This is a genomic window from Streptomyces taklimakanensis (genome assembly GCF_009709575.1).
In the GTDB taxonomy this organism is placed as follows: domain Bacteria; phylum Actinomycetota; class Actinomycetes; order Streptomycetales; family Streptomycetaceae; genus Streptomyces; species Streptomyces taklimakanensis.
The window spans coordinates 4,353,113-4,370,194 of sequence record NZ_WIXO01000001.1 but is presented as its reverse complement, the minus strand read 5'-3'; the positions used below and the strand labels follow the sequence as shown (position 1 = coordinate 4,370,194).

The window sequence follows — 17,082 nt, the reverse complement described above, 5'->3', positions numbered from 1 at the left end:
CGAGTGCGGGGCGGGGTGGGGCCCGGTGGCTCAGCCGCCCCCCGGCGCGGGCGGTGCCTCGCGCAGGACGGCCGCGCCGTGGCGGTCGAGCGGGAGCTCACGCCCGTACCGCCGGCCGGTGAGCAGGTCGGTGGCGGGGGCGGGCAGAAGGACCGTGACCGGCTCCCCGCGGTGGTTGAGGAGGAACAGCAGCTCGCCGCGGCGCACGGCCTCCACCCCGCTCGGCAGCCCGGCCAGGGTCGGCCGGACGCCCGCCTCGTCGGCCGCGCGGCCCAGCAGGGCGCGCAGCGTGGCGGGGTCGGGAAGGGTGGACAGGTACCAGGCGGTTCCCGCTCCGGCGGTGTGGCGGGTGATCGCGGGGCGGCCGTCGAGTTCGCCGCCCCGGTAGACGGCGACGGTCTCGGCGCCGGCGGTCTCGACGTCCTCGCGCCACAGCGCCGCGGTGGGGCCGCACGCGCCGTCGGGGTCGTCGGGGGCGCCGGGGTCGCCGGTACGGAGGACGAGGTCCTGGACGTCGCCCTCGTCCATCGGCCACCACTCGTGGACGAGGTCGATGCCCAACAGCTCGCGCAGCCGGGCGTCCATGCCGCCCTCGCGGACCCGGTCGTCGGCGTCGGCGACGCCGGTGAAGAAACCGCACACCAGGGTGCCGCCGCCGCGGACGTAGGCGGCGAGGTTGTCCAGGGCGGTGTCGGTGAGCAGATACAGGTGGGGCACGGCGACCAGGGCGTAGTCGCTCAGGTCGGCCTCGGGGTGGGCGAGGTCGCAGAGCAGGTTCCGCTCCCACAGGGCGCGGTGCCAGGCACGCAGCGGTTCGGTGTAGGCGAGCCGCTCGGAGGGGCGGCCCTGCTGGAGGCCGGCCCACCAGGCGTCCCAGTCGTGCAGGACGGCCACCCGCGCCGGGACGTGGGTCCCGGTGGCTTCGGCCAACGCGCCCAGGTCGGCGCCCAGCTCGCACACCTGCCGGAAGGTGCGGCTGCGCCGCCCGGCGTGCGGAACCATCGCGGAGTGGAACTTCTCGCTGCCCTGCCGGGACTGGCGCCACTGGAAGAAGCAGATCCCGTCCGCGCCGCGCGCCACCGCCTGGAGCGACCACAGCCGCGTCAGCCCCTGAGGCCGGGGGTGGTTGACGCCGCGCCAGTTGACGGCCCCCGCGGCCTGCTCCATCAGCAGCCAGGGGCCGCCCGCCTGGGACCGGGTGAGGTCCTGCACCAGGGCGCCCAGCGCGGCGCCGTCGGGGCCAAACGGATCGGCGGGATCGGGGTAGAGGTCGACGGAGACCACGTCCTCGTGCTCCGCCCAGGCCCAACCGTCCTGGCCGACGAAGAGCGGCATGAAGTTGGTGGTGACGGGGACGTTCGGGGTGCGCTTGACCAGGACGTCGCGTTCGGCGGTGAAGCACTCCAGCAGGGCGTCGCTGGTGAAACGCCGGAAGTCCAACTCCTGGGTGGGGTTGGTCAGGTACTGGGTGCGGCGCGGCGGGAGGATCTCCTCCCACTCCCCGTAGCGCTGGCTCCAGAAGGCCGTGCCCCAGGCCTCGTTGAGGGCCTCCAGGTCGCCGTAGCGCTTGTGCAGCCAGCCGCGGAAGTGCCGGGCGGTGGTGTCGCACCAGCAGAAGGTGCCGTACTCGTTGTTCACGTGCCACAGCCGCAGCGCCGGGTGGTCGCCGTAGCGGTCGGCGAGGTCGGCGGTGATGCGCAGGGCGTGTTCGCGGTAGACGGGCGAGGAGGCGCAGAAGTGGTTGCGCGAGCCGTACCAGACGGTCGCGCCCGCCGGGTCGCGCGGCAGGGTCTCGGGGTGGCGGGCCCCCATCCAGGGGGGCGGGGAGGCGGTGGGGGTGGCCAGACAGACGCCGATCCCGCTGCCGTCGAGGAGGTCCAGGACGCGGTCGAGCCAGCCGAAGTCGCGCTCCCCGGGGCGGGGTTCGATCCTGGCCCAGGAGAAGACGCCGACGGTGACGAGGTTGACCCCCGCCTCCCGCATCAGCTCCACGTCCTCGCGCCAGACGTGCTCGGGCCACTGTTCGGGGTTGTAGTCGCCGCCGTAGAGCAGGCGTCCGCGGGTGACGTCGGCCAGGGCGGGTCGGGGTTCGACGGTCATCGGACGGGGTCTCCGTACTGCACGCCGCGGCCGTTGGTGCCGAGGTAGACACGGCCGTACCGGCGGGGGTCGCCGGTGATGGTCTGGCCGATCCACCCCCACTGGTGGGCGTCGTCGTTGATGCGGGTCCAGGTGCGGCCGCCGTCGTCGGAGCGGTACACGGCGGTGCGGCCGGAGCCGGCGAGCCGCGCGACGTGGTAGACGGCCGGGTGGTGCGAGCCGGGGGCGGCCTTGCCGAAGCCGAGGGTGTGGGAGGCGGCGATCCCCTCGTCGCGGACGAAGACGCGGCCGCCGTCGGTGGACCGCAGCAGGCCACCGTCCTTGGCCGACAGCCACAGGTCGCCGGTGCGGCCGGGGGTGGCGGCGAGCTGGTACTCGCGGTCCCCGGCGGGCAACCCGTCGGCGGCGGTGACGAAGGTGCGTCCGGCGTCGTGGGAGACGGCGACGGTGCCGCGGGCGGTGTCGTACGCGTAGACCACCCGCGGGTCGATCGGGTCGGCCAGCGGGGTGGCGCCGGCGGGGAAGGTGGGGATCTCGGTCCAGTGGGCACCGTCGTCGTCGGAGCGCCAGCCGGGATGGGGGGTGCCGTCCCAGTGGACGAGGGACCAGATCAGGGCGCCGGCGTCGGCGGTGACCGCGATCGGGCCGGGGGCGTCCTTCGCGCCGGGCGGCTGGGAGGCGAAGGGGGTCCAGGTGCGGCCGCCGTCGCGGGAGAAGGCGCCGTTGCCCCGGTCGCCCCAGCCGGCGCGCACCACGTACGACGGCCTGCGGGCGGCCAGGTCCAGGCCGGTGGCGGTGCCGAAGACGGGGTTCCGGTAAAAGCCCCGGGCCGGGGAGGCGGTGAGGGTGTCGTGGTGGAAGCCGCCGATGTCGCCGAGGGCGGAGAGGAGGTGGGCACGGCCGGTGGGCGGACTGACCAGCTTGCGCACCGACGCCTCCTCCAGGCCGCGGATGCGCGGGGCCCAGTGCGTCAGGTCGTGGGTGCCGTAGATCGTGGCGCCGGTGCCGTACAGCACGTGGCGGTCGTCGAACGGGTCCATCGCCAGTGCCTGGATCCACCAACCGAACTTCGGCTCCTCCTCGCCCCAAGTCAGGTACGGCGTCTCGGAGACGTCCAGGACGGCCCGCTCGCGCAGCGAGGTCCACGTGGCGCCGCCGTCGGTGGAGCGGTAGAGGGTGTCGACCCTCCCCCAGCGGTTGTTGGTGGAGACCACCACGGTGCCGGGGCGGTTCGGGGAGACGGCCAGGCCCGCGTAGCCGAAGGTGTCGTCGCCGCCGGGCCGGTGGGGGGTGACGTCCCGCCAGGTGCCGGTGGCCACGTCGAGCCGGTGGACGGCGCCGTCGGTCTGTCCGCCCGGGCCGGGGGCGTTCGCGTAGGTGACGTAGAGGGCGCCGTGGGCGTGGGCGACGCGCTGGGGGACGGCGGTGGCGGGCCCGATGGGCTGTCCGGGCACGGGCTCCCAGCCGCCGGAGGCGGTGGTGCGGTACAGGGCGGGTTCCGTGCCGCCACCGTCGCCCCAGCCGGCGTAGACGGTGCGCCCGGCGGCGGCCAGGACCGTGACGCCCTGTCCACCGGCGGACGGCTCGGCGGGGAAGGAGGTGTCGCGCTCCCAGCCGGCGCCGGCGTCGGTGGAGCGCCACAGTCCGTCGTGGCGGGTGCCCAGCCACAGGGTGTCGCCGTCGCGGGGGTCGACCAGGAGGCGTTCGCCGGTGCCGCGCCCGTCCTCGTTGGCGCCGAGTTTGACGGGCAGGTCGGCGCGCTGCCAGCCGGTGCCCCGGTCGTCGGAGCGGAGCACAGCCCCGTTGGAGGCCCAGGGCTGGGCGTAGGTGCCCACCGCCAGGTAGAGACGGTCGGGGCGGGCGGGATCGACGGCGATCGCCTCGACGCCCAGCAGGTTCCAGTCGTCCCAACCGATGTGGTCGGTCAGCGCCGTCCAGCGGGCGGCGCGGTCGTCCCAGCGGTAGGCGCCGCCGATGTCGGTGCGGGCGTAGAGCAGTCCGCGCACCGTGGGGTGGAAGAGGATGCCGGGGACGAAGCCGGTGCCGCCCATGGCGACGCTGCGCCAGCGGTAGGGCCGTGCTCCGTCGGCGGCCGGACGGGCCCGGTCCGCCGGGGCGGCGTGGGCGGTGGGGTGCGGGAGGGAGGCGGCCAGTCCGCCCGCGGCGGTCGCGGTGACGGTGGCCGCCGCGGCGCCGCGCAGCACGGAGCGCCGGGTGGCGCCGGCGTCGGCGCCCGCGCTCCGCGCGTTCCCGGTGGTCTCCGCTGCCTCCGTGTCCCGGTTCGGGAGTCTGCCGTGGGGGTGGTGGCTCATGGTGGTGGGACCTCGCTGCCTGGGGACGGGAGTGGGGGTGGGGGTGGGGGTGGGGGTGGGGCGGGGAGACGGGCGTGCCGGCGGTGCGGGGCTCAGCCCTTGACGGCGCCGATGAGCATGCCCTTCTTGAAGTGCTTCTGGACGAAGGGCGAGAGCACGGAGACCGGCACCAGGGCCAGCACCATGACCGCCATCTGCACCGACAGGGTGTGGATCTGACCGGTGTTGACGATCTGGGACATGCCGGTGGGGCGCTGCCCCTCCAGGACGATCTGGTTGAGCACGACCTGGAGCGGCATCTTGGTCTGGTCGTTGAGGTAGATCGACGCGTTGAACCAGGCGCTCCAGTAGCCGACCGCGTAGAACAGCGAGATCACCGCCAGCACGGGCCGGGACAACGGCATCACGACCTGCCACAGGATGCGGAATTCGCCGGCGCCGTCGATGCGGGCGCTGTCGATCAGCTCCGGCGCGGTGCCCATGAAGAACGCCCGCAGCACCAGGATGTTGAAGACGCTGACCGCGCTGGGCAGGATCAGCGAGGCGTAGGAGTCGATCAGGCCGAGGGACTGCACCAGGAGGTAGGTGGGAATCAGCCCGGCGCCGAAGAACATCGTGGCCAGCAGCGTCATCAGCATCGGCCGGTGGCCGAAGGAACCGGAGCGGGAGAGGCCGTAGGCGCACAGCACCGAGACGGTCATGCTGAACAGGGTGCCCACGACGGTGATGCAGACGCTGATGACGGTCGCCCGGGTGACCTGGCCGCCGCTGAGCAGTTCGCGGTAGGCCTCGAAGGTGATCCCGTCGGGCACGATCACCAGCCCGCCCGCCTGCCGGATGGTCTCGGCCGGCGACAGGCTGGTGACGATCACGATCCACAGCGGGAAGAGGATCGCCAGGCAGGCCACCCCCAGCACCACGCCCTTGGCGGTGAGGCCGACACGGCCGGGCGGCTCCTCCCAGGCGGGCCGCATCCGGGCGCCGGTGTTCTCGACCTCCCGGTCCTCGGTCAGCACGCTCACTTCTTGTACACCCCCTGCTCGCCCAGCAGGTGGGCGGTCTTGTTGGCGATCAGGACCAGGCAGAGGCCGAAGATCCCCTTGACGACGCCGACGGCCGCCGCGTAGCCGAAGTCGCCGTTCTCCAGGCCGACGTTCCAGACGTAGGTGTCCAGGACCTCACTGGCCCCCGTTCCCACCGCCCTGCGTTGGAGCAGGATCTGTTCGAAGCCGACGGTGAGGGCGTCGCCGACGCGCAGCACCAGCAGCATCGCGATCACCGGACGCAGCGCGGGCAGGGTGACGTGCCACATCCGGCGCCACCGGTTCGCGCCGTCCATGGCGGCGGCCTCGTACAGCTCGTGGTTGACGGCCGCCAACGCGGCGAGGAAGACGATGATGCCCCAGCCGGCGTCCTTCCAGATCATCTGGAAGGTGACGAGGAACTTGAAGAAGTCGGGGTCGGTCATCAGGTCGAAACCGCCCCCGCCGTGGTCCCGCATCGTCTGGGCGATGATCCCGGCACCGCCGAAGATCTGCTGGAAGACGGTGATCACCAGCACCCAGGAGAAGAAGTGCGGCAGGTAGAGCACGCCCTGGGCCCAGGCGCGCACCCGCGGACTGATGATGCTGTTGATCAGCAGGGCCAGCAGGATCGGGATGGGGAAGAAGAACACCAACTGGATGAGGAAGATCACCAGGGTGTTCTCGACGGCCCCCCAGAAGTAGGGGTCGTCCCACATGCGCTGGAACTGTTCGAAGCCCACCCAGGGGCTCAGCTCGAAGCTCTCGAAGAAGGACTCGCCGACGTAGGGGTCGAACTCCTTGAAGGCCACGGCGTTGCCCAGCAGCGGCACGTAGGCGAAGACCAGGACCAGCAGCAGCGCGGGCGCCGTCATCAGGACCAGGGCGCGGTCGCGGCGCAGCCGGTGCCGCCAGGTGATGCCGCCGGGCGGGGCGGCCGCCTTCCGGCCCTTCCTCCGCCCCCTCCTCGGGCCGGGACGCCGGCCGTCGTCCGGCGGTGGGGCGTTCGACGGCGTGCCGTCCGCCGTCGGCGAGCCGGCGGGCGCCGCCGGTGCGATGTGGGGTGCCGGGGCCATGCCGGTGGATCCGGCGCCGTCGGCCGGCGCCCCGCCGGGGGCCGTGCTGTGCGACACGGGTCTCTCCTCGTCAGCGTTGCCGGGGCCCGACCCGGTGCGGGACGCGCGTGCGGACGGCGCGTCCTGGCGGTGCGTGCCCGCGCCGGGCCCTCGCCTGGGGTGCGCGGGTCGGTCAGGCGGCGGACTCGCCGACCTCGTCGATCAGCTTCCGGTACCAGTCGCGCAGTTCGTCGCCGCCGGCCTTGCGCCAGTCCTCGATGGCCCGCTGCATGTCGGAGATCTTCTTGCGGCCGCGCACGACGTCGTCCTCCAGGTCCTCGAACTGGTCGCCGAGGTTGGCCCACCGGTTGGGCTCGCGGACCTGCATCCCGTACAGCAGCGGCTTCTTCATGAACGCGCCCATCCGCTGCTGCCAGGCGCACCAGTCCCTCACGATCTGCGGGTAGTCGGGGAAGGCGGCGACGGCCTCGGAGCCGGCGGTGAAGAAGTAGGTGTCCTGGGTCTCGGTGACGCCCTGGGGCGTCTTGGTGGGCACGCCGTCCTCCAGCGTGTAGTGGGTGCCCTCGACGCCGTACCGGACCAGGCGGTTCTCCCTGGTTCCGTATGGGGCGGCGGCGAAGTTGGCGATGGCCAGGCACTCCTCGACCGTCTCCTTGGAGGCCTTGCGGTTGACGAAGGCCCAGATGCCGGCCGGGTTGGCGAAGTACAGCCGCGGATCGCCGCCGTCGTGGCCGAAGATGTCCATGCCCGAGACACGGAAGTCGGGGTTCTGCTCGCGCTGCTCGAAGGTCCAGCCGTACCACTTGGCGTTGCCGTCGTTGGTCATCATCGACTGGCCGGCGGTGAAGCGGGTGCCCGCGTCACCGCGCACCGCCATGGCGTCGGGGTGGACGACTCCGGCGGCGTAGAGCTTGCGGGTCCACTCCAGCGCCTCGAGGTAGTTGTCCGTCTCGATGCGGTGGACCAGTTTCTCGCCCTGCCACTCCCAGCAGTACGGCTTGTCCGGCAGCGCGCCGAAGACGTTGAACGCCGTCCACTTCATGTCCTCGCAGGCCCACACCTTGGCCCTGGGCGCGGTGATCTCCTTGGCCAGGTCCATGAACCCCTGGGCGCTGGTGGGAACCTCCCAGCCCTTGTCCTCGAAGATGTCCTGGCGGTAGTAGGGGATGACGATGTCGACCGCGCCGGACGGGAGGGGCAGGCCCTTCAACTTTCCGCTGAAGATGGACATCCGCCAGGCCTCGGTGGGGATGGCGGCGAGGTTGGGGTACTTCTCGACGTTGTCGCCCGACAGGTAGGAGCCGAGGTCGGCGAAGCGGCTGTCGATGGCGCTGGGGATCTTGCCCTGCATCTCCCAGCTGGGGATCACCACCATGTCGGGGATGCCGCTGGAGGCGAGCACCGCGCCGAGCTTCTCGCCGTAGGTGTTGCCGTCCTGGGTCTGCCAGTCGACGGTGACGCCGGTGGCCTCGTCGACGGCCCGGTAGTAGGCGCAGTCCTTCTTCGGCGGGGTGCCCCACAGCGGGCTCATGATCGTGACCTTGCCGCCCTTGCCCAGCTTCTCCGGAACGGAGGCGGGCAGTTGCGCGTACGGCTCGGCCTTGCCGGTGAAACCGGGGCGGGACCCGTTCTCGCTGGGGATGTCCGGCTCGACGACGCGGGACGCCCGGTAGGTCGGGAGGAGCTTGGCCGCGTCCTTCTTGGTCGTCGTGCCGCCCTTGCCGCCCCCGCCACCCTCCGATGAGCACGCCGACAGCAGCGGCACCCCGCCGACCACGGCGGCGGCGACGGCCGTGGAGGCGAGGAACGTTCTCCGGCTGGGGCTGTGGGTCTGGGACATGGTGGCAACCCTTCGTGGCGGCGCGTCGGCGGACGACCAAAGCGGCCTGGCGGCCCGGCACGGTCCCGCCGGTCGAACGAATCGGTCGAAGCGCTTCGATATTGCGGCGAGATTAAGCCTGAGGGTCATAGCGCGCAAGAGTCGGGACAAAGAAACATCCAAGCTCTCTCCATGGCTCGAACGCAGGAAGTTCAAGGGTTCCGAGGTTGTTGCCGTTCAATGCCTTGACACCCGCCCCTCCACAGCTCCAGCATCGAAGCGCTTCGAATCGTGAACCGCACCCGGGGCGCGCGACGCTCGCGTCCCCGACCCGCTGCGCCGTTGCCGGCAACTCGTGACGCCGTGGACGCCGGCGGGGACCGACCACCCCGAGGGGATTCCTTACGTGAGCACCGACCAGCCGCCCTTCCGCGATCCGCGCCTGTCGGCCCGGGAACGCGCCGACGACCTGCTGGGACGGCTCACCCTCGACGAGCGCGTCGCGATGCTGCACCAGTTCGCGCCCGCCGTGGAGCGCCTGGGCGTGCCGGCCTTCCGCACCGGCCAGGAGGCCCTGCACGGCGTGGCCTGGATGGGCCCGGCGACCGTCTTCCCCCAGGCGGTCGGCCTGGGGGCGACCTGGAACGACGATCTGGTGCGCCGGGTGGGCGAGGCCGTCGGGCGGGAGGTGCGCGCGATGCGGGCCCGCGACCCGCGCGTCGGTCTGAACGTCTGGTCGCCCACGGTCAACCTGCTGCGCCACCCGCTGTGGGGCCGCAACGAGGAGGGGTACGCCGAGGACCCGCACCTGACCGCCGCGCTCGCCGGCGCCTACACCCGGGGCCTGCGCGGCGACCATCCGACCCGCCTGCGCACCGCCCCGGTGCTCAAGCACTGGTTGTCGCACAACAACGAGACCGACCGCGACACCTCCTCGGCCTCGGTGCGGCCCCGGGTGCTGCACGAGTACGAACTGCCGGCCTTCCGCGGCCCGGTGCGGACGGGCGCGGTGGCCGGGGTGATGCCCGCCTACAACCTGGTCAACGGCCGCCCCAACCACCTCTCCCCGCTGCTGGCCGAGGAACTGCGCACCTGGTGCGACCGGGACCTGGTGGTGTGCTCGGACGCGGGCGCCCCCAGCAACCTCGCCGACTCCCAGGGCTACTTCGCCGACCACGAGGAGGCCACCGCCGCCGCCCTGCGGGCCGGCGTGGACAGCTTCACCGACCACGGCGAGGACTCCTCCGTCGTCATCGCCCGGGTGCGCGGCGCGCTGGAGCGCGGCCTGCTGACGGAGGCCGACGTCGACACGGCGGTGCGGCGGCTGTTGACGATGCGTTTCGCGCTGGGCGAGTTCGACCCCGAACCCGCCGACGGCGCCTCCGACGCGGCGTTCGACACCCCCGAGCACCGCGCGCTGGCGCGCGAGGCGGCCGAGCAGGCGGTCGTCCTGCTGAAGAACGACGGCCTGCTGCCCCTGGCCGAGGGGGTGCGGGTGGCGGTCGTCGGACTGCTGGCCGACGAGTGCAAGCTCGACTGGTACAGCGGCGCCCTGCTGCACCGTTCCACCCCGCTGGACGGTCTGCGGAAGCGGTTCGGCGCCGAGGGCGTGACGTTCGCCGAGGGCGCCGACCGGATCCGGCTGCACTGCGCCGGCGGTCGGCTCGCCGTTCCCGACACCGGTCCCGGTGGGGACGGGGGCGACCCCGGCGACCCCGACGACCCCGCCGCGGCCGGCGCGTTGGACCCGGCGCTGCTGCGCGGACGCACCGACCTGCCGCCGCTGGAGGTCCGCGCCGAGCCGGCCGCGCGCGACACGTTCGCCCTGGTGGACTGGGGCGGCGGGGTGGTGACGCTGCGCGCGGAGTGCGGCAGGTACCTGTCGGTCGCCGACGACGGTCGGGTACGTGCCTCGGCCGGGCAGCCGGGTGGCTGGGTGGTGCAGGAGACCTTCGAGCTGCGACCGCACGGCGGGGGACACCTCCTGTGGCACCGGGGGACGGGCCGGTACCTGACAGTCGCCGCCGACGGCGCGAGGGTTGCCGCCGACGGCGAGGAGGGCACGGTGTTCACCGTGGAGACGGTCGAGCGCGGCGAGGACGCGGTGCGGGCCGCCGCCGCCGAGGCCGACGTGGTGGTCGTCGTCGCGGGCAACGATCCGCACATCAACGGGAGGGAGACCGAGGACCGCACCACGCTCGCCCTGCCCGAGCAGCAGGACCGCCTGTGGCGGGCGGCCCGCGACGCCAACCCGCGCACCGCCCTCGTCCTCACCTCGGCCTACCCGTACGCGGTGGGGGACGCCGACACCGCGCTGCCCGCCCTGCTGTGGACGGCCCACGGCGGGCAGGCCGCCGGGGACGCGCTGGCCGCGGTCCTGGCCGGCGACGTCTCACCGGGCGGGCGACTGCCGCAGACCTGGTACACCGACGACGCCGATCTCCCCGACCTGCTCGACTACGACATCATCGGCTCCCGCGCCACCTACCTGTACTTCGACGGCACGCCGCTGTACCCCTTCGGGCACGGGCTGTCGTACACCTCCTTCTCCTACGGCGAGGCGACGGCGTCGCACGACGGGCGGACCCTGACCGTCCGCTGCGCGGTGACCAACACCGGCGAACGGGAGGGCGACGAGGTCGTCCAGCTCTACGTCCGCGCGGCGGACGTGGCCGGCCCCGCCCTCCCCCGCCCGCACCGCGCCCTGGCCGGTCACCGGCGGATCCGTCTGGCGCCGGGCGCCTCGCGGGAGGTGGAGTTCACCGTCCCGCTGTCAAAGGCGCTGGGCCACTGGGACGTGGCGCACGGCCGGTGGACGGTGGCGCCGGGCACGTACGGCGTCGAGGTCGGTGCCTCCAGCGCGGACGTCCGCGCCACGACCACCGTCCACGTCGACGGCGAGGCGCCCGGGCCGCGTCCGGTCGCGGACATCGCCGCCGCCGACTACGACGAGCAGCGCGGCACCGAGTTGGTGGACCTGAGCCGGGAGCGCGGCGACGCGGTCGCCCCCACCGGGCGCGGGGAGGCGGAACTGGTCTTCCTCTCCTGCGACTTCGGCTCCGGCCCCGGCTCGGTCACCGTGCGGGCCGCCCGCGAGGAGCCGGGCGAGGCCACCGTCGTCCTCCACCCGGAGGGCGCCGCGTCGATCGCCCTCGCCGTCCCCTCCACCGGCGACCGCTACGCCTACACCACCGTGCGGGCCGACCTGCCCGAGCCCCCGACGGGCGTCGGCGCTCTCCGCGTCACCCTGCGCGGCTCCCTCCGACTGGCCCGCCTGGGCTTCGGCGACCCCTCGTCCGCCGAATCCACCTGACGCGGGCGGGCCGCGCCGCGGCCGGCTCCCGTCCTCGGGCGCCGGCCGCGGCGATCACGCGTCACCCCCGGCACGGCACCGCGCGGAAGTGCGTGGTGAGGCGGCCTGTGTCGGCCGGGTTCACCGGTTCCCCCCGTCCGGCCCCTCGGACAGGCGCAGGACCTCGTAACGGGTGCCGCCGCCCCTCGTCCCCGTGCCCTGGCTCTCCCGCAGGGCGAAGTGGACCAGCTCCCGGCGGTGCGGGTCGAGGCCGAGCACGACGGAGTGCGTGCCCGACTCGTGGGCGGCCGTCCACACCTCGTCCATCGCCTGCTCGAAGGGCGCGGACGAGGCGGCGGAGCGGGCGAGGACGTAGCCGCCCCGGACGACCGCGACGACCGTCGCCGCCGTCGCCGCCGGGTCGAGCGCGGTGGTGGACTCCCCGCGTTGCCGTCCCTCCCCCGGGACGACGGCGGCCGGGACGCGCGGTGTGCGCGTCCCGGCCGCCGTGGGCTCCCGTCAGCCGACCCCGGTCACAGGTCCAGGCCGGTGAGGACCATCACCCGCTCGTAGGTGTAGTCCTCCATGGCGAACAGCACGCCCTCGCGTCCCACACCGGACTCCTTGACGCCGCCGTAGGGCATCTGGTCCGCCCGGTAGGAGGGCACGTCGCCGATGATCACACCGCCGACCTCCAGGGCGCGGTGGGCGCGGAAGGCGGCCTGCACGTCGTGGGTGAACACGCCCGCCTGGAGGCCGTACCGGGAGTCGTTGACCGCGGCGAAGGCGGCCTCCTCGCCCTCGACGGAGGTGATGGTCAGCACGGGGCCGAAGACCTCCTCGCAGGAGATCGTGACGTCGGCGGGGACGTCGGCGAGGACGGTGGGCGCGTAGGTGGCACCGTCGCGCTTGCCGCCGGTCAGCAGCCTCGCCCCGGCGTCGACCGCCTCGTCCACCCAGGACTCCACCCGCTTGGCGGCGTCCTCGCTGATCAGCGGGCCGACGTCGGTGGCGTCGTCCGACGGGTCGCCGGTGACCTGGGCCTCGACCGCGGCGACCACCTTGGGCAGCAGTCGGTCGTACACCGAAGCGTCGGCGATGACGCGCTGGACGGAGATGCAGGACTGGCCGCCCTGGTAGTTGGAGAAGGTCGCGATGCGCTGCGCGGCCCGGTCCAGATCCTCCTCCGAGGAGTAGTCGGCCAGCACGACGGCCGCGCCGTTGCCGCCCAGTTCCAGGGTGACGCGCTTGCGGGGCACCGAGTCCAGGATGGACCACCCCACGGGGCCGGAGCCGGTGAACGAGAGCACCGGCAGCCGCTCGTCCCTCACCAGCGACGGCATGCGGTCGTTGGGGACGGGCAGCACCGACCAGGAGCCGGCGGGCAGGTCGGTCTCGGCCAGCAGTTCGCCCAGCAGCAGCGCGGAGAGCGGGGTGGCCGGCGCGGGCTTGAGCAGGATCGGCGCACCGACCGCGATCGCCGGGGCGACCTTGTGGGCGCACAGGTTGAGGGGGAAGTTGAACGGCGCGATGCCCAGGACCGGCCCGCGCGGGAAGCGGCGGGTCAGGGCCAGGCGACCGGCCCCGCCCGCGTCGGAGTCCAGCCGCTGGGCGGTGCCGCCGTTGAAGCGGCGGGCCTCGTCGGCGGCCCAGCGGAAGACCGACACGGCGCGGCCGACCTCGCCGCGGGCCCACTTGACGGGCTTGCCGTTCTCGGCGGAGATCAGCCGGGCGATCTCCTCGGAACGCTCGGCGAGCCGCCGCGAGACGTGGTCCAAGGCCGCGGCGCGCACGTGCGCGGGGGTGGCCGCGAACTCGGCGGCGACGTCGGTCGCGGCGGCCACGGCCCGCTCGACCTGGTCATCGGTGGGAACGGCGACGGTGCCGACGGTCCGGCCGTCCCAGGGCGAGGTGACCTCGAAGGTCTCGTCGCCGGTCGCCTCGCGACCGGCGAGCCAGAACGCGTGCGTGGAGATCGCTGTGGTCACTGCGTATCCCGGCCCTTCCGAAGTGGTGGAGCGATGTGGGTTCCGCCCGAGGTGTCGAGGGGCGGTTGGTCGACGGATGCCGACGGCGTGCGGGAGGACGGCGCCCGCGCTGGCACGGACGACCTTCCGCCTCCACCGTAGGGGCCGCACCGGCCCACGGCCGTTGTCCGGCACGTAGCACTTCGGTGTTTTCCCGCTCCTCTTTGGCCAGGAGGGTGGGGTTGCCCGTCCTCCCTCTTGCCGCGACCATGACATGAAACGCACGGCCCCCCACCCGTCGAACTGGACACCCCAGGAGACGCGATGCGTAGACGTACGACCGGGCGGCGGCCCCTCACCGCGGCCCTCCTCCTCACCCTCGCGCTGACCGTTCCCCTCGGAGCACAGGCCACCGCCGCGCCCGAGGACGGTCCCCGGTCCGCCCCCACCACCACCGCCGGAGGGGAGCGGCAGTACGAGATAGCCGGGATCGACAGCGCCGAGCAGCGCACGGCCATCGCCCGCACCGGCGCCGCGATCGACGCGGTGCGCGACCACTCGGTGGTGGTCACCGCCGACACCGCGCAGGTCGAGCGGCTGCGGAAGGCCGGGCACCGGATCTCCGCGCTCCCCGCGCCGCCGAACCGGTCGACGGACCGAGGGACCGGGCAGGAGACCGGCACCCTCGGGTTCCCGCCGGCCGACTCGGGCTACCACGACCACGCCGAGATGACGGCGGCGATCGACCGGTACGTCCGCGAACACCCGACCATCCTCTCCCGGCAGGTCATCGGCACCTCCCACGAGGGACGCGACATCGTCGCCGTCAAGATCAGCGACAACGTCCGCGCCGACGAGGACGAACCGGAGGTGCTGTTCACCCACCACCAGCACGCCCGCGAGCACCTGACGGTCGAGATGGCGCTCTACGTGATCCGGGAGTTCGGCGAGCGGTACGGCTCGGACGCCCGCATCACCCGGATGGTGGACCAGCGGGAGCTGTGGATCATCCCGGACGCGAACCCCGACGGCGGCGAGTACGACATCGCCGGCGGCACCTACCGCAGCTGGCGCAAGAACCGCCAGCCCACCCCCGGCTCCCGGTACGTCGGCACCGACCTCAACCGCAACTGGCCCTACCAGTGGGGCTGCTGCGGCGGTTCCTCCTCCAACCCCTCCAGCCTCACCTACCGCGGCCCGTCCCCCGGGTCCGCCACCGAGGTGGGGGTCGTCGCCGACTTCGTCGAGAGCCGGGTCGTCGGCGGGGAACAGCAGATCAGGGCGCACATCGACTTCCACACCTACAGCGAACTGGTGCTGTGGCCCTACGGCTACACCCACAGCGACACCGCGCCCGGCCTCACCCGCGACGACCGCGACGCCTTCGCCACCGTCGGCCGGGCGATGGCCGCCTCCAACGGCTACACCCCGCAGCAGTCCAGCGACCTGTACGTCACCGACGGGTCGATCAACGACTGGATGTGGGGCGTGCACCGCATCTTCAGCTACACCTTCGAGATGTACCCCGGGCCGAACGGCCGGGACGGCTTCTACCCGCCCGACGAGGTGATCGAGCGGGAGACCGCCCGCAACGAGGGCGCGGTGCTCCTGCTGTTGGAGAACGCCGACTGCATGTACCGCTCGATCGGCAAGGAACGGCAGTACTGCGCCTCCTGACCGGCCGACGGCACGGCCGCGGGCGGGCGGGTCAGCCGGCTCGTCCGTCCGCGGCCGGCGGCACGGCCGCCGTCGCCTTGAGCGCCAACCACAGCTCCATCCGCGCGTCCGGGTCGTCCAGCGACCGTCCGAGGATCTCCTCGACCCGCCGCATCCGGTAGCGCAGGGTGTGCCGGTGGACGCCGAGGTCGGCGGCGGCCGCGTCCCACTGCCCGTGCCGGGAGAGCCAGGCGTGCAGCGAGGCGACCAGGTCGCCGCGGCCGCGCGCGTCGTGTTCGTACAACGCCCGCAGCATGCCGTCGGCGAAGGCGCGCACCGCGTCGTCGGCCAGCAGCGGCAGCACCGATCCGGAGGCCACGTCCTCGTGCTCCACCAGCGCCCGCCCCCGGCGGCGGGCGACGGACAGCGCCTGCTCGGCCTGCCGGAAGGCCACGGCCGCGGAGGCGATCCCGGCGGGCGCCGAGACGCCGACGACCAGACCCGGCCCCGTCTGCCCGGTCCGCCCCGCCTCGGGGACGTCGCCCCCGGGGGCGGCCTCGGCCCGCTCCGCGAACTCGGCGCAGGCGGCGGCAGCGGCTCCGCCGTCGGCCACCAGGCCGGTCAGCCTGGTGGCGTGCGGAACCAGCAGCACCGACTCGCCGGCCCGTGCCGCGGCCGCCTCGACCCGCTCGGCCAGCGCGTCCAGCACCGCCGGCGATGGGTCCGCCGCCTCCCCCGCGCCGTCGGGGACGGCCTCGTCCTCCCCCCGGGCGCGGGAGGCGGCGGACGCGCGCCGCCGGCCCCCCGTGCCCGGCACGGCCTCCGCGACCACCACCCGCAGCGGCTCGTCCAACAGTCCGCCGTACAGGGAGCCGGCGACCGCCCGGGCGTGGTCGGCCTCCCCCGCCATCAGCATCCGCAGCACCGCGGCTCCCAGCCGCTGTTCGGCCCCCTGCAGGGCGCGGGACCGCTCGGCGGCCAGGGTCAACAGGGCCACGGCGGAGTTGACCGCGTAGCGTTCGGCGGTCCCCAGGGGGGCGTCGGTGCCCACCGCCAGCACGGCCCTGACTCGACGCCCGGATCCGATCGACTGCAGCTCCACCCGGTCGTCCGGGCCCTTCCCGTCCCGCTCCCCCGCCCCGCCCCGCTCGTCCGCCGGAGCCTCGCCGACCACGGCGCTCGCGGGCACGGGGCGATCGCACAGCCGCCGCACGTCCCCGGCCAACCTCGCGGCCCGGCGGGTCGCCCAGGCGGGAGCGACCGCCACCGGCGCGCCGGAGAGGTCGTAGAGGGCCGCCCAGCCGTCGATGTGCGCGGCCAGTCGCGCGAGCAGGGCCGCCGGGCCCTGCTCGGAGAGCGCGGCGCGGGTCAGCTCGCGCTGGGCCTCGAACCCCGCGGTGACCGCGCGGTACTGCTCGGCGGCGTTGGCCGCCGAGACCGCCTTGCTGATGGCCAGGAACGGGGTGCGGCGGGGCACCTCCAGCAACGGGAAGTCCGCCTCGCGGGCCGCGGCGAGCAGCGCGGGCGGCACCTCCGCGTAGGCGACCCCGGCCGCGAAGCCCAGCCCGACCACGCCGGCGGCGTCCAGCCGGCCGACGTAGAGGCGCATCGCGTCGGCGTCCTCCACATCGAGCTTCATCGCCGTGATCAGCAACAGCTCCCCGCCCTCCAGGTACGGCACGGGATCGGCCAACTCGCTGACGTGCGCCCAGCGCACGGGCGCGTCCAACCGGCCCTCGCCCGCGAGGACGGTGAGCCTGAGGGAGGAGTGCTGGACCAGCGAGGCGAGGGTGAGCGGCATGACTGACCTGGGCCCTTTCCGGCGGTTCGCCGCATTA

The 17,082-nt window shown here is 73.8% G+C and carries 10 protein-coding genes; 2 read left to right on the top strand and 8 right to left on the bottom strand.

Annotated elements, in window-relative coordinates:
- Nucleotides 1-30: 30 nt before the first annotated feature.
- The 5 genes from F0L17_RS19435 to F0L17_RS19415 form a co-directional block, all read right to left on the bottom strand.
- Nucleotides 31-2,100, bottom strand: a complete 2,070-nt coding sequence (locus F0L17_RS19435; protein WP_155072056.1) for a beta-galactosidase — start codon at nucleotides 2,098-2,100, stop codon at nucleotides 31-33.
- The gene (locus F0L17_RS19430; RefSeq protein WP_238419448.1) at nucleotides 2,097-4,412 is read right to left on the bottom strand and encodes a sialidase family protein; all 2,316 of its coding nucleotides are present in this window, start codon (nucleotides 4,410-4,412) and stop codon (nucleotides 2,097-2,099) included. The genes F0L17_RS19435 and F0L17_RS19430 overlap by 4 nt, the downstream gene beginning before the upstream one ends.
- A 92-nt stretch (nucleotides 4,413-4,504) precedes the next feature.
- Nucleotides 4,505-5,386, bottom strand: coding sequence for a carbohydrate ABC transporter permease (locus F0L17_RS19425; RefSeq protein ID WP_155073882.1), 882 nt, complete (start codon nucleotides 5,384-5,386; stop codon nucleotides 4,505-4,507).
- A gap of 44 nt (nucleotides 5,387-5,430) precedes the next feature.
- Nucleotides 5,431-6,567, bottom strand: a complete 1,137-nt coding sequence (locus F0L17_RS19420) for an ABC transporter permease (protein ID WP_338018143.1) — start codon at nucleotides 6,565-6,567, stop codon at nucleotides 5,431-5,433.
- A gap of 115 nt (nucleotides 6,568-6,682) precedes the next feature.
- Entirely contained in the window at nucleotides 6,683-8,350 is a 1,668-nt protein-coding gene (locus tag F0L17_RS19415) for an extracellular solute-binding protein (protein WP_155072055.1), read from the bottom strand.
- Between the two features lie 385 nt (nucleotides 8,351-8,735).
- On the opposite strand from F0L17_RS19415, the gene F0L17_RS19410 reads away from it, so the two are divergent.
- Entirely contained in the window at nucleotides 8,736-11,642 is a 2,907-nt protein-coding gene (locus tag F0L17_RS19410) for a glycoside hydrolase family 3 C-terminal domain-containing protein (protein WP_162466437.1), read from the top strand.
- A 120-nt stretch (nucleotides 11,643-11,762) separates the two neighbouring features.
- Here F0L17_RS19410 and F0L17_RS28345 read toward each other — a convergent pair whose 3' ends face one another.
- Complete coding sequence (locus F0L17_RS28345; protein ID WP_202917894.1) at nucleotides 11,763-11,948, bottom strand: hypothetical protein; 186 nt, start codon at nucleotides 11,946-11,948, stop codon at nucleotides 11,763-11,765.
- Between the two features lie 206 nt (nucleotides 11,949-12,154).
- Nucleotides 12,155-13,609, bottom strand: coding sequence for an aldehyde dehydrogenase family protein (locus F0L17_RS19400; protein WP_162466436.1), 1,455 nt, complete (start codon nucleotides 13,607-13,609; stop codon nucleotides 12,155-12,157).
- Nucleotides 13,610-13,912: 303 nt separating this feature from the next.
- Between F0L17_RS19400 and F0L17_RS19395 the strand changes: the two genes are divergently transcribed.
- Entirely contained in the window at nucleotides 13,913-15,265 is a 1,353-nt protein-coding gene (locus tag F0L17_RS19395) for a M14 family metallopeptidase (RefSeq protein WP_155072053.1), read from the top strand.
- A 31-nt stretch (nucleotides 15,266-15,296) separates the two neighbouring features.
- On the opposite strand, the gene F0L17_RS19390 is transcribed toward F0L17_RS19395, so the two are convergent.
- The gene (locus F0L17_RS19390; protein ID WP_155072052.1) at nucleotides 15,297-17,045 is read right to left on the bottom strand and encodes a PucR family transcriptional regulator; all 1,749 of its coding nucleotides are present in this window, start codon (nucleotides 17,043-17,045) and stop codon (nucleotides 15,297-15,299) included.
- Between the last annotated feature and the right edge of the window lie 37 nt (nucleotides 17,046-17,082).

Bases quoted from the DNA above. Each gene is read 5' to 3' on its own strand.
- F0L17_RS19415 (WP_155072055.1), bottom strand. From the start codon at position 8,350: ATGTCCCAGACCCACAGCCCCAGCCGGAGAACGTTCCTCGCCTCCACG.
- F0L17_RS19425 (WP_155073882.1), bottom strand. From the start codon at position 5,386: ATGCGGCCCGCCTGGGAGGAGCCGCCCGGCCGTGTCGGCCTCACCGCC.
- F0L17_RS28345 (WP_202917894.1), bottom strand. From the start codon at position 11,948: ATGGACGAGGTGTGGACGGCCGCCCACGAGTCGGGCACGCACTCCGTC.
- F0L17_RS19435 (WP_155072056.1), bottom strand. From the start codon at position 2,100: ATGACCGTCGAACCCCGACCCGCCCTGGCCGACGTCACCCGCGGACGC.
- F0L17_RS19430 (WP_238419448.1), bottom strand. From the start codon at position 4,412: ATGAGCCACCACCCCCACGGCAGACTCCCGAACCGGGACACGGAGGCA.
- F0L17_RS19395 (WP_155072053.1), top strand. From the start codon at position 13,913: ATGCGTAGACGTACGACCGGGCGGCGGCCCCTCACCGCGGCCCTCCTC.
- F0L17_RS19390 (WP_155072052.1), bottom strand. From the start codon at position 17,045: ATGCCGCTCACCCTCGCCTCGCTGGTCCAGCACTCCTCCCTCAGGCTC.